The sequence below is a fragment of the Streptomyces sp. NPDC057424 genome, assembly GCF_042803315.1.
Classification (GTDB): domain Bacteria; phylum Actinomycetota; class Actinomycetes; order Streptomycetales; family Streptomycetaceae; genus Streptomyces.
Genome location: NZ_JBHVCP010000099.1, coordinates 1 through 13325 on the forward strand (window position 1 = coordinate 1; position 13325 = coordinate 13325).

A 13325-nucleotide genomic window follows, 5' to 3' on the forward strand; every position below is an offset into this window, starting at 1 on the left:
GACGTCAATCGCCAAAGCCATTCTCACCCTGGAGCGGCAACGCTGAAGAGGCTCATTCAGTACAGTGCTGGCAATCCGCCGACGGCTCCTCCGATTCCGGGGGGAGCGATGAAATCGCGCCCCCTCCGGACGGTGCCACCCTTGAACGGTGTGCCCCGTGTGAAACAGGCGTCCGGTCAGGGTCTGGATGTGGCCCAGCGCTGTGGAGTCACGCCTCTTGCGGGAGACTGAATTGCCCCGGCAGGTCCGCGTCGCCCTCGCAGCCCAACTCCTTGGCCATCGCAAGGGAGACCGAGTACAGGACGTTCAGGTTTTCTTTGCGCACGGTCGCGTCATCGCGCGACGGTGCCTGAGTATTCGTCAGGTCCCCCTGGATCAGTACGGTGCCACTGTCCGAACCGAATGCATCACTGGAGCACTTCATGTAAAGTGATGCCTTCGGCGGCCGGGACAGGGCCAGTTCGCCCACCTCGTACTTTTTGAATTTCGGGGAAACAGATGTGGGAATCCCTTCCGGGAGGTGAAATGACAGATCAATGCCCATGCTGGCCGTAGAACCGTAGACCGTGCAGAGGTCGTATTCCTTGCCATAGTCATCGGGCCCATTTTCGCCATAGCCGGAAACGAGGGCCTTAGCGGTATTGCCAAGGCTGTCCTGGGACCCGCTCGACTCGAACTCGTTGCTTCCGACCAGATGCAGCAGTGCCTTTCTGGCACCTGTCGAGAGCTGCACCCCGCACAGGGTAGGGGAGGCAGAGGCCGCCTTCGATTGTTCCGTCGTCTGTGGCCTCCCCGGATTTTCCTCGTTGCCGCAGGCCGCGAGAGGAGCAGCTAAAGCGGCTACAGTCACCGTAGCGGCAGCCAACCGTCGCACGGGATTGTTGTTCACCATTGTCATTCTCCCGTTTCGGGCAGCTGCCCCTGCTGGTTCTCACGGTTGATGCCATCGTTGTAACCGCCGGTCCACGCATCCTCCAAGTCCTGCCCGAAGACGGAGTTGTCTCGGATGCGGTGGTTCTCCATGAAGTTCCTCGCTGGTGACTCGGAGTTCTCCCTGCCGGCCGTGAAGATGTTCCTGACCTGCTCTTGGACGTCCTCGCTGCTGTCCTGTTGCTTCGTCTCGGTCCAGTCTCCGATGACATTGCCGATCTGCTGTTCCACCATGCCCTGTCCCGTGTCGGTCATCACCGGGATCGCCGTTGCTGCGATTCCGGCCGCGGCGACCCCGGGCAGGAAGGCCACGCCAGCCGCCACGCCAGCCGCCACAACGGCTCCCGTCCCGAACTCGACCCAGCCGTTGCGCTTTTCGAGCGCGTCGTTGTACTCCTTGTCTGCGGCGACCCCCTCGGCTTTGACGTGGTCCGCCCGCGCCTGGTCCAGGATTCCTTGAATAAGGGCGCCGCTGCGGGTGGCATCGCGCGCTGGCCCCTCGTCGATGCCGTTGGCGCCCACCTGTGCTTCCAGCACGCTGGTGGTGTACACCTGACCGGCAGAGGAGACCTCTGCGTAGGCGTCTGGATGTTGTCCGAGGGTGCTGAGGAAACTGATGGTGTCGCTCTGACCGAACTTGGCGTGACCGTCGGCTCCCGAGGCCGGTGCGAAGGTGCTGCCCTTGCGGTTTTCGTCGAGCCCCCAGTTCAGGTCGTCGATGTAACCAGCCCCCATCCGGCCGAGGCTGTCGGAGAGGATCTCGTGCTGCCCGACGAGTTCTGGATCGTTGCCGTATGTGTGCACGACCTGCTTCATGATCTTGGCCGAGTCCTCGTCGCGCACCAGCGTCGGTGCCGGATCGTCGTAGGCGTGTCCGAGCGTCGCGGACTCCAGCGCGTGGCCCAGGGCATCCACTCCATGAGCCTTCGAGGGGACCTCCGACCCGTCGGTCGGCCACTGGAAATTCTTGTCCGTCAGTTCGCCGAAGTACGTGTAGCCGAGTTTCGCTCCCTTGTTCTCGGTGCCGTCCGCGTTGTAGACCGTCGGGTGCTTGTCGGCGAAAAACTCCTTCGAGGCTTCCGGGCTGTGTCCCAGCGCTTCGAGGGCGCTGGTTAACGGGTCGTACCCCACCCCGACCTTCCCCGAAGGGTTGTACCCGAAATTGGTGTCGATCCCACCCGTCAGGGGCTTGGTCAGGGTGAACATATTGGGGTTCTTGTGGTGCAGCTGAACGATGTGCCCGGCAATGGGATTGATGAAGTTAGCGTCGTAGTTACCGTACCGCAGCAGGCCACCGAGAACCTGGTATCCGTAAGGCGGGTTGAGCCCGGCACGCTCGATCTGTATGCGCTGGCCGCCAAGCTTGCGCATCTGGTCGCCCCAACTTGCTGAGAGGTGGTACTTGTGATCTGGGTCGGTGGCGTTGGCCAATGCCAAGCCCATAGAACGTTGCATGTCCCTGGTCAGAGCGAGGCTGGCCTTGTCGTCGCCGGCCGTGCCGTTGAGCGCCATGGAACCGTAGAACTCCAGCGTTTTCTCCGGGCCGAGGGTCTTGTAGAAGTTGACGGCGAACTCTCCGCCGCCTTCCGATCCGTTGTACTTCATCAGCCGGTTGAATTCCTTCAACTCGGTGTTGGTCATGTGCTCGCCCTTCTTAGCGAGCTCGACCGCGCGTGCGGCCTGTGCCTCGTTAAGCGAGTCATAGTCCGCATGGCCCGCGTCGTGTAGGTCGTTTCCGTGGGCTCGAGCGAGAGCGGACTTCACCGACATGTCTACGTCGTTGGCGCGCCCGACCTTCGCCGAAATCTGGTCGGCGATGGACTGTCGACGCTGCTGCGCCTTTCCGCCTGCCTTTTCCGTCGGCGTCTGACCGGGCGGCACGTACTCGCTGACGGTAACTGTGGTGTCCCCGTTATCCCTGATGGTGTAGTTCTTCGCCCGCGCTTCGTCGACAAGGCCCTTCAATGCGTGTTGCAGCGTGGAGAGTTCACGGTGCGCATCGTCGAGGACCTGGTAGATGCTGTTAGCCTCGGTGTGCAGATCGGCGAACTCCTTGGTCGTCTTGTCGACGAACCCCCGAGTGACGGTGGCGTTCGCGCCGGCCCAACGAGCAGAGTCCGACTTGGCCTTCATCCCCTTACGCGCATCCTCGTCCAGCGACTTGAGGGCGCCGACCGCCTGCTTCCAGTCGTCGACGGCCGCGCCGAGCTTCCCGAGATCAACCTCGAGCAGGTCTGTGTACTTGAGCGGCACTGCGGTTTGCCTCTCTTACTGGAAGTAGCGGCTGAGGCTGGACACGGGCATCGCGGAACCGTCTCGGCCACGAATCTCGGCAGCGATCTGCGCGTCGTCCTGAGCATGTAGCTTCTTGGTGTAGTCCAAGTGGTTCGAAATGTGCGCGACGGCTTGGAGGACCGACTTGACCTGCGAGGTCCACATCGTGACCGTCGTCACGAGGGCGGGGCCAGTAACGAAGCCGCTTCGCTTCAACTCTTCAGCGGCCTGCATCGTCGAGCCGGATCCGGTCTCGTCCGCACCCGCACCAGCGATGTCCACGCGCCGCCGTAGCTGGTCATGGAGGATGTACGCATCGTGCCCAACGGCTCCCAGGTCATCCTGATACGCAACCAAATCGCCGGTGTTGCCGCTCCCGCCGTCCAACGACGGCACGTGATCGATCTGCATCGCTGTGGAGCTCGGGTCGGCCGCGTCGGCTTTGAGCTGCTCCCACTCGTTCCAGGCCATGGGTGAGTCCTTCCCCGTAACTGTTCGACTTGAGCGAAACCTTGGCGTGCCACTCACGTCAGCGGCACTCCGCTTCGCTTTGGCGACGGTCAGACGCTTGGACTTTGTCAAGCTAGCAACACGGCGGGTGGTCACATGTGTGGGACGTGAACCCTCAGCCCGCAGGTGTGAACGCTTCTTTCATCAGAACGCCCCTTCCGGACTCAACCCCACCTGCACCAACGGCCTCCCCCTCCGCCGAGACACAAAGACCCCCCGCCCCGCAGGCATAGGACGCGGCCGAACCCCGCCCAGCAGATCTCCCTCACCTGGATCGCCGGCCAGCACAACCCCCTGCGCCCCCAGCTCCTTCACCCGCTGCATGAACGCCTCGTAAGACGCCCGCCCCGCGCCCGCCGTAGACCGCGCGATGATGAACCGCACCCCCACATCCCGGGCGAACGGCAGGAGTTCCGTCAGTCCCGCCAGCGGGTTGCCGCTCGACGTGGCCACGAGGTCGTAGTCGTCGATGACGACGTACACCGTGGGTCCGCGCCACCAGCTCCGGTCCCGCAGCTGCTGGGCGGTGACGTCGGCTGTCGGTGTGCGGCGTTTCATCAGGTCGGCCAGGGCGGCCATGTGGTGGTCCATGGAGTTGGACATGGGGATGTATTCGGCGAGGTGCGACGACGGCGTCACGTCCAGCAGCGAGCGCCGGTTGTCGATGACGAACAGCTTGGCCTCGTCGCCCGAGTACCGCTGCGTCAGCTGCTGGATCAGCAGGCGCAGCAGGTTCGACTTGCCCGACTCGCTCTCGCCGAAGACGAGGAAGAACGGGTCCTGCTCGAAGTCCACGAAGACCGGTTCGAGGTTGTCCTCGTCGAGGGCGAAGGCGACGCCGCGGCGCGGGAAGCGACCGCCCGGAGGCAGCTCCTCGGCCGGGAACTCGCGGGGCAGCAGACGGACTTCGGGGGCGCCGGGCGCCTGCCAGTGCCGGGAGACCTCCGTCGCCAGAGCTGCCGTGGCGTCGGCCAGGTCCGTGTCGGAGGTGAGACCGTCGATGCGCGGCACCGCCGCCATGAAATGCAGCTTCTGCGGCGCCTGTCCGCGGCCGGGCACCCCCGCCGGGACGTTCGCGGCCACCTTGCGGTCCAGTTCGGAGTCCATCGTGTCGCCGAGCCGCAGCTCCAGGCGGTTCATCAGGTGGTCCTTGAGGTTGGCCCTGACCTCCATCGAGCGTGAGGCCGTCAGGATCAGGTGGACGCCGTAACCGAGACCGCGCGCCGCGATGTCGTGGATCACCTGGTCCATGGCCTCGTAGTCCGCGCGGAAGTTGCCCCAGCCGTCGATGACCAGGAACACGTCACCCCAGGGCTGATCCGTGACCGGGATCTCGCCCCGGGCCCGCCTGGCCCGGAAGTCCGCGATCGAGGCGATGCCCGCGGAGCGGAAGTACTCCTCGCGGCGGTTCAGTACGCCGTACACCTCGGCCACCGTGCGCCGGACCCGTTCCGGATCCAGGCGTGAGGCGATCCCGCCCACGTGCGGCAGGCCGGCCACCGCCGCCATGCCGCCACCGCCGAAGTCGAGGCCGTAGAACTGCACTTCGTACGGCGTGTGCGTGAGCGCGAACGCCGAGATCAGGGTGCGCAGCAGCGTCGACTTGCCGGACTGCGGGCCGCCGATGATCTGCATGTGGCCGGCCGCGCCGGAGAAGTCGATCCAGAGCGGGTCGCGGCGCTGCTCGTAGGGCTTGTCCACCAGGCCCGCCGGTACGACCAGGCGGCCGGCGCCTTCGTAGCCGGGCTGTGTGAGGCCGCGGCCCTGTACCGCTGTGAGGCCGGGCAGGAGTTCGTCGAGCGGCGGCGGACTGTCCAGCGGCGGCAGCCACACCTGGTGTGCCGCCGGGCCCTGGGCCTCCAGTCGGCGCACGATCACGTCGAGCACGGTGTCGGCGAGCGCGTCGTCGACCTCCGGACCGTCCGAAGCCGAAGGGCGCTGCTGTGGCACGGCCATGTACTGCACCGGCACCTCGGCCGCCGTGAACAGCACCGGCCGCCGGTCCATCGGCAGCGGGCCGTCGCCCAGTGCCGCCCGCTGCGTGCCCGAGCGGTACACGCCGGAGACGTAGGCCGCCTTGAATCGCACCATCTCGTCCGTACCGAACTTCAGCAGGCCGGAGCCCGGGACGTTCGGCAGCTCATAGGCGTCCGGTACGCCGATCGCCGCGCGGGACTCCGCGGCGGAGAAGGTGCGCAGACCGACTCGGTACGACAGGTAGGTCTCCAGACCGCGCAGGCGGCCTTCCTCCAGGCGCTGCGACGCCAGCAGCAGGTGTACACCGAGCGACCGGCCGATGCGGCCGATCTGCACGAACATCTCGATGAAGTCGGGCTTCGCCGTCAGCAGCTCACTGAACTCGTCGATGACCAGCACCAGCGACGGAATGGGCTGCAGGGCGGCACCGGCCGCGCGGGCCTTCTCGTAGTCGTGGATGTTGGCGTAGTTGCCCGCGTCGCGCAGCATCTCCTGGCGGCGGTTGAGTTCGCCGCGGATGGAGTCGCCCATGCGGTCGACCAGGGTGAGGTCGTCCGCGAGGTTGGTGATGACGGCCGCGACGTGCGGCATCTGCGCCATGCCGGCGAAGGTCGCGCCGCCCTTGAAGTCCGCGAGGACGAAGTTCAGCGTCTCCGACGAATGGGTGACCGCGAGGCCCAGTACCAGCGTGCGCAGCAGCTCCGACTTGCCGGAGCCGGTGGCGCCGACGCACAGGCCGTGCGGGCCCATGCCCTCCTGTGCGGCCTCCTTGAGGTCCAGCATCACGGGGCGGCCGTCCTCCCCGACACCGATCGGCACCCGCAGCCGCTCCGCCAGCGACCGCGGCCGCCAGGTGCGCTGGGTGTCGACGGACGCCGCGTCACCGAGGTTCAGCAGATCGGTGAACTCCAGGTTGGCGAGCAGTGGTTCGTCGTCGTCACCGCCCGAGGCCATCCGCAGCGGGGCCAGCTGCCGGGCGAGGGCTTCGGCGGACTCGTAGGAGAGGACGTCGGGGGTTCCTTCGTAGACGACGCCGTGCCCCGACTCCAGGTGCAGCGCTTCGGGCTGTACGACGATGGAGAGCTCGCCGCCGCCCGTGATGAGCTCGCCGGGGACCACCTCGAGGACGGTGACGCCCTGGAGCCCTTCGGGACTGGCCAGGACCGAGTCCGGCGGCAGGGTGAGGCCGTCGAGTACGACGACGATGTGGGGCTCCTCCGGCAGCGGCGCCGCGTTCGGGTGGAAGCGCGGGCGGCCGGTCAGCCGGGTGGCGAGCAGGTTCTCCAGTTCGCGGCTGTCGCTGTCGATCAGCCTGCGGCTGCCCGCTCCGTCCACGGCGCCGGGCGCCTGGACGTGCGGCAGCCACTTGGCCCACTCCCAGTGGGGCAGGGCCTCGCGTTCCGCCGCCACCACGATGAGCAGATCATCCGGGGAGTGCAGTGCGGCCAGTGAGCCGGTGATGGCTCGGGCGGAGGACCGCACGGACTGCGGATCGCCGCTGATCGTGACGTGGTAGAACGCCCGCAACGAGACCGCCATCGGCAGGTCGTCCAGGGTGCTGTGGACGGCGAGGAAGCGCTGCATCGCACCCGCGGTCAGCGGCTCCAGCTGCTCGACGGGGGCGGTTTCGGGGGCGACGAGGGCCCTGGCGAGGGCCTGCGCGCCGAGGCCGATGCGGACCTGGGCGAAGTCCTCGTCGCCGGAGCGTCGTTCCCACACCCGGCTGCCCTCGGCGACCAGGGCCCACAGCTGTTCGGGGGAGGGGTGGAGGAAGTACTGCGCGTCACGCTGTGCCGTCGCCGTGTCGACGGCCGTGCGCCGGGTCTGCGCCAGGTAGCTCAGATAGTCGCGGCGCATGTCCGCCAGCTCCCCCTGGGAGCCGCGGCGGAAGCGGATCACCATCGCGACGGACATGGCGATGGTCGAGGCGATCATGATCATGCCCATGATCCTCATGAACGGCTGTCCGCTCGTGAAGAAGAAGACCACCGAGCCACCCATGCCCAACGTCGGCAGGAGTTGCATCAGCACGCTCTCCCGATGGCCCCGCGGAAGCTCCGGCGGAGGCTGCAGGATGATGTCCTGCGTGGACACTTCGGACGGCAGCACCCGAGGCGGGCGCTTCACGACGATGTGGCTCACTGGCATCCATTCCCTCGACCAGCCCGAGAGTCCGTCCGCCGCCCCGTGTCAGGCGGACGCAGGCCGCCGCGCGATCCTACTGACCTCCCTGGACGCAAGGGGCGATAGGGTGCCGGAAGTTCGCGTCGGCACACGCGAGTTGAGCCGGAGTAAACGGGGCATTGCGGCAGATCCCACCGGCGGCGGAAGCCCGGCGACGGCACGAAGGGCTGTTCCTGCGACCTCGCCGCACGATCGGTCACCGGGGACGGGAAAGCCGCGCAGGACTTCCGTACCGTAGGTAAAGAATCATCACTGAGGGGGAGCAGCAGGTGAGCATGACGGCCTCCGCGGCAGCCACCGGAAGGGGACCCGGTACGGGAACCCCCGCCGGGGCGGGCACGGGTCTGGGTTTCTGCCGCGTCACCATCGTCGCGCCCGACAGCCGGATCGACGTGGCGCTGCCCGACGACATCCCGGTTGCCGACCTCTATCCGGAGATCCTCACCCTCACCCGGCAAAGTCCCGCCGAGGGCGCGCCCGTCGGCTACCACCTGGTCCGCCGGGACGGCACCGTCCTCGACAGTGCCCGTTCCTTCGCCGCTCAGCGCATCCTCGACGGAGAACTCCTCGCGCTGCGCCCGTTCTCCGAGTCGCTGCCGCCCGCCGTCTTCGACGACGTCTCCGAGGCGGTCGCCTCCGCCGTGACCAGCGAGCGCACCCTGTGGAGCGGCGACCTGACGCGCGCGGCGGGGCTCGTCGGGGGAGGCGTACTGCCGGTCCTGCTGGCGTTCGTGGCCTGGATGGGCGACCCGCTGCACGACATGAACAGCCTGCCCGGCATCCTCGCCGGCGTCACCGGTGTCCTCCTGGTCGTCCTGGCCTGCGTGCGCGCCCGGGTCTACGACGACCGGGCCTCGGCCATCGCCCTGGGGCTCGGCGCCCTCCCCAACGTCGGCGTGGCCGGCTCGGGTCTCCTGCCGCTCGCCGACGGACAGGGCATCGGCCGGCTCCAGTTCCTCCTCGCCTGCGCGGCGGTGCTGCTGGCCTCGGTCCTGCTCACCCTGTGCTCGCCGAGTGGGGACGGCCCGTTCGTCGGCTTCGTCGTCGCCTCCGCCGTCAGCCTGATCGCCGTGTTCGCGGCGATCCTCGCCGACTGGACGCCCTCCGAGATCGCCGCACTGTGCGCCCCGATCGCCGTCGGAGGCCTGGCCTTCCTGCCGGGGCTGTCGATGCGCTTCGCCCGGCTCCCGATCGGCTTCGACACCCCGAACACGGCCCCGCGCAGCGCGTACGCCACAGACCCCGCCCCCCAGGAGCCGGTCGACGCCGAGCGGGTCGCCGCCCAGGCGCGGCGTGGACACGAACTCCTGGTCGGTCTGGTGGGCGGCTGCGCACTGCTCGCCGTCGGTGCCTCGGCGGTCCTCGGGTTCTCCGAGAACGTCTGGGCTCAGCTCCTGGCCCTGGCGACCGGCCTGGCCATGCTGATGCGCGCCCATCTCTTCCGGTACACCGGCCAGGTGGCCCCCGTCCTGGCCGCCGGTCTCGCCTCTCTCGTACTGCTCGGCCTGGGGCTGGCACTCAATCCGCCGCACTCGATCGTCCGCGAGGCCCTCACGGGCGACCGCAGCGACCTCGACCTCCGGACCATCTGGCTCGTCGCGGCGATCGCCGCGGCGGCCGCGCTCGTCACGGCGATCGGTTTGATCGTCTCGCGCGGCGGCCTCACCCCGTTCTGGGGACGCTTCCTGGAGATCGCCGAGGGCTTCGTGCTGCTGACCCTGGTGCCGCTGACCCTGGCGGTGTTCGACGTGTACTCGGCAGTGCGCTCGATGACCAGCTGAGCCCTGCCCCGCTATCGGTCTTCACCGGGTCCATCCGGGCGGCGGATCCACCACACCTTCGGGAAGCGTCGAACGACGCTGCGGGGCGCCGGTCCGCCGTCCCGCGGGTAGCGGTGGCCGCGGGCCGCCGCGAGACCCGTTTCCCGCTCACTCGGACACCCCGCCGACCGCCACGGGGCGGCTGAAGGGCTCGCCGGCTCGACCCCCGGGTCGTCGGGGAGTGCCCGACGACCCGGTAAGGGCTCCCGTGCCCGCCTGTCACTCCGGGCCAAGACCCCCACTGCGGGGCGTCGGCTCAAGATCGAACTCCCCGTCCCGCGCCCCCAGCACGAACGCCCGCCACTCCGCCTCCGTGTAGCGCAGCACCGTCTCCGGGTCGAGCGACGACCGCATCGCCACAGCCCCCTCGGGCAGGTAGGCGATCTCGACCCGCTCCTCGTGTCCCTCGGTACCCGGCGCGCTGTGCCACTCGACACCGGAGATGTCGAGCGCGTAGAGCTCGTCCCGCTCCCGCTCCTTGCGTGCCTTGATCTCCTCAGCCGTCTCCGCCATGCCGTAGCGACCCCTTCCCGACATACGAACGATCCGACATACAAATGATCCGAACCTGCTCACCCTAGTGGCCCCTCCGCTCCGGCCGGGAGGTTCGAAAGACCAGGGCAAAGAGGACCCCGACCGCCTGGTACCCTGGTCGACGGCCGTTTGTGTACGCACCCCCGGAGCTCACCGCTCTGGAGGCCGCGCCCAGCGGATCCCCGCCTCCCGAGTAACGGAAGCTCCCCCGAGACACAGACCGGGGGCACTCGGTGGCCATCACAGACTACGAGGAGTACGCGTGCCGCTCGACGCCGCTACGAAGAAGCAGATCATCACCGAGTTCGGTCAGAAGGAGGGCGACACCGGCTCCCCCGAGGTCCAGGTCGCCATGCTCTCGCGCCGCATCTCGGACCTGACCGAGCACCTCAAGACCCACAAGCACGACCACCACTCCCGCCGTGGTCTGCTGATCCTCGTGGGTCAGCGTCGCCGCCTTCTCCAGTACCTGGCGAAGAAGGACATCCAGCGCTTCCGTGCGCTGGTCGAGCGCCTCGGCATCCGCCGCGGTGCGGCGGGCGCCAAGTAAGACGCCGTGAGGGGAGCGGTTCCCGAAGGAATAGGGGACCGCTCCCTTTGCTGTACGTGCGGAGTGTCACCACTGCTTTGTAGTGTGGTAGCACAACGCAATATGGACGACACAGCACGACAAGAAGAGGAGAGGCGCTCCTAGCCGCCGCCGGTCCTCGGTAGTGGCCCCCGGGAGAGCGAACCCCGGGTGCTTCGATCGAAGACCGGCCCGCACAGCACGGCGCGCTTCTCCGCAACCGTCTCCCTGCCACACGGGCAGGGCGACGAGGACGAGGAGAAAACGCTAGTGGAGAACGAGACCCACTACGCCGAGGCCGTCATCGACAATGGCGCCTTCGGTACCCGCACCATCCGCTTCGAGACGGGCCGCCTGGCCAAGCAGGCCGCCGGCTCCGCCGTGGCGTACCTGGACGACGACACCATGGTGCTGTCGGCCACCACCGCCTCCAAGAACCCCAAGGACCAGCTCGACTTCTTCCCCCTCACGGTGGACGTCGAGGAGCGGATGTACGCCGCCGGCAAGATCCCCGGCAGCTTCTTCCGCCGCGAGGGCCGTCCCTCCGAGGACGCGATCCTCACCTGCCGCCTGATCGACCGCCCGCTGCGCCCCTCCTTCAAGAAGGGCCTGCGCAACGAGATCCAGGTCGTCGCCACGATCATGGCGCTCAACCCCGACCACCTGTACGACGTCGTCGCGATCAACGCCGCGTCCGCGTCGACGCAGCTGGCCGGCCTGCCCTTCTCCGGCCCGATCGGCGGCGTTCGCGTCGCGCTGATCAACGGCCAGTGGGTGGCCTTCCCGACGCACTCCGAGCTCGAGGACGCCGTCTTCGACATGGTCGTCGCGGGCCGCACCCTGGAGGACGGCGACGTCGCGATCATGATGGTCGAGGCCGAGGCCACCGAGAAGACCATCAAGCTGGTCGAGGGCGGCGCCGAGGCGCCGACCGAGGAAGTCGTCGCCGCCGGTCTGGACGCCGCGAAGCCCTTCATCAAGGTGCTCTGCAGGGCCCAGGCCGACCTCGCCGCGAAGGCCGCCAAGCCGACCGGCGAGTTCCCGATCTTCCTGGACTACCAGGACGACGTCCTCGAGGCGCTCACCGCCGCCGTCAAGCCCGAGCTCGCCCAGGCGCTCACCATCGCCGGCAAGCAGGAGCGCGAGTCCGAGCTGGACCGCGTCAAGGCGCTCGCCGCCGAGAAGCTCCTGCCGGAGTTCGAGGGCCGCGAGAAGGAGATCTCCGCCGCGTACCGCTCGCTGACCAAGACCCTGGTCCGTGAGCGCGTGATCAAGGAGAAGAAGCGCATCGACGGCCGCGGTGTCACCGACATCCGCACCCTGGCCGCCGAGGTCGAGGCCATCCCGCGGGTCCACGGCTCCGCCGTGTTCGAGCGTGGCGAGACCCAGATCCTGGGCGTCACCACCCTGAACATGCTCCGCATGGAGCAGCAGCTGGACACCCTCTCCCCGGTGACCCGCAAGCGCTACATGCACAACTACAACTTCCCGCCGTACTCCACCGGCGAGACCGGCCGCGTCGGCTCCCCGAAGCGCCGCGAGATCGGTCACGGCGCCCTCGCCGAGCGCGCCCTCGTGCCGGTCCTGCCGACGCGCGAGGAGTTCCCCTACGCGATCCGCCAGGTCTCCGAGGCGCTGAGCTCCAACGGCTCGACGTCCATGGGCTCGGTCTGCGCCTCCACCATGTCGCTGCTGAACGCCGGTGTGCCCCTGAAGGCCCCCGTCGCCGGTATCGCCATGGGCCTGATCTCCCAGGAGATCGAGGGCGAGACGCACTACGTCACCCTCACCGACATCCTCGGTGCGGAGGACGCCTTCGGCGACATGGACTTCAAGGTCGCCGGCACGAAGGACTTCGTGACCGCCCTCCAGCTCGACACCAAGCTGGACGGCATCCCGGCCTCCGTCCTGGCCGCGGCGCTCAAGCAGGCCCGTGACGCCCGCCTCCACATCCTCGACGTGATGATGGAAGCGATCGACACGCCGGACGAGATGTCCCCGAACGCCCCGCGGATCATCACCGTCAAGATCCCCGTGGACAAGATCGGCGAGGTCATCGGCCCCAAGGGCAAGATGATCAACCAGATCCAGGAGGACACCGGCGCCGACATCACGATCGAGGACGACGGCACGATCTACATCGGCGCGGTCGACGGACCGTCCGCCGAGGCCGCCCGCACCACGATCAACGGCATCGCCAACCCGACCATGCCGGAGGTCGGCGAGCGCTACCTGGGCACGGTCGTGAAGACGACCACCTTCGGTGCGTTCGTGTCGCTGCTCCCGGGCAAGGACGGTCTGCTGCACATCTCGCAGATCCGCAAGCTGGCGGGCGGCAAGCGCGTGGAGAACGTCGAGGACGTTCTCGGCGTGGGCGCCAAGGTCCAGGTCGAGATCGCCGAGATCGACTCCCGCGGCAAGCTCTCCCTGATCCCGGTCGTCGAGGGCGAAGACGGCGACGAGAAGAAGGACGACGGCGACAAGTGACGTCCCGCGGCTTCAAGGCGACGGCCCGCACCTCCTCGGAG

8 protein-coding genes are annotated in these 13325 nt (G+C 67.9%); 3 read left to right on the forward strand and 5 right to left on the reverse strand.

Annotated elements, in window-relative coordinates:
* Positions 1-208: 208 nt before the first annotated feature.
* From ACFU3E_RS37355 to eccCa, 4 genes are all read right to left on the reverse strand, one after another.
* Positions 209-892 carry a hypothetical protein gene (locus ACFU3E_RS37355; RefSeq protein ID WP_384168935.1) on the reverse strand — a complete coding sequence of 228 codons (684 nt, stop codon included), beginning with the start codon at positions 890-892 and terminating at the stop codon, positions 209-211.
* Between the two features lie 2 nt (positions 893-894).
* Positions 895-3183: a hypothetical protein gene (locus ACFU3E_RS37360; protein WP_384168938.1), complete on the reverse strand. Its 2289-nt coding sequence runs from the start codon at positions 3181-3183 to the stop codon at positions 895-897.
* Positions 3184-3198: 15 nt separating this feature from the next.
* Positions 3199-3675 carry a hypothetical protein gene (locus ACFU3E_RS37365; RefSeq protein WP_384168941.1) on the reverse strand — a complete coding sequence of 159 codons (477 nt, stop codon included), beginning with the start codon at positions 3673-3675 and terminating at the stop codon, positions 3199-3201.
* 183 nt (positions 3676-3858) lie between these two features.
* Positions 3859-7833: a type VII secretion protein EccCa gene (eccCa, locus tag ACFU3E_RS37370; RefSeq protein ID WP_384168944.1), complete on the reverse strand. Its 3975-nt coding sequence runs from the start codon at positions 7831-7833 to the stop codon at positions 3859-3861.
* 311 nt (positions 7834-8144) lie between these two features.
* On the opposite strand from eccCa, the gene eccD reads away from it, so the two are divergent.
* On the forward strand, positions 8145-9656 hold the full coding sequence (eccD, locus tag ACFU3E_RS37375; protein ID WP_384168947.1) for a type VII secretion integral membrane protein EccD: 1512 nt from the start codon (positions 8145-8147) through the stop codon (positions 9654-9656).
* A 258-nt stretch (positions 9657-9914) separates the two neighbouring features.
* Here eccD and ACFU3E_RS37380 read toward each other — a convergent pair whose 3' ends face one another.
* The gene (locus ACFU3E_RS37380) at positions 9915-10208 is read right to left on the reverse strand and encodes a DUF397 domain-containing protein (RefSeq protein ID WP_384168950.1); all 294 of its coding nucleotides are present in this window, start codon (positions 10206-10208) and stop codon (positions 9915-9917) included.
* Positions 10209-10491: 283 nt separating this feature from the next.
* On the opposite strand from ACFU3E_RS37380, the gene rpsO reads away from it, so the two are divergent.
* Positions 10492-10779: a 30S ribosomal protein S15 gene (gene rpsO, locus ACFU3E_RS37385; RefSeq protein ID WP_286065081.1), complete on the forward strand. Its 288-nt coding sequence runs from the start codon at positions 10492-10494 to the stop codon at positions 10777-10779.
* 288 nt (positions 10780-11067) lie between these two features.
* The gene (locus ACFU3E_RS37390) at positions 11068-13284 is read left to right on the forward strand and encodes a polyribonucleotide nucleotidyltransferase (RefSeq protein ID WP_384168954.1); all 2217 of its coding nucleotides are present in this window, start codon (positions 11068-11070) and stop codon (positions 13282-13284) included.
* Positions 13285-13325: the final 41 nt, after the last annotated feature.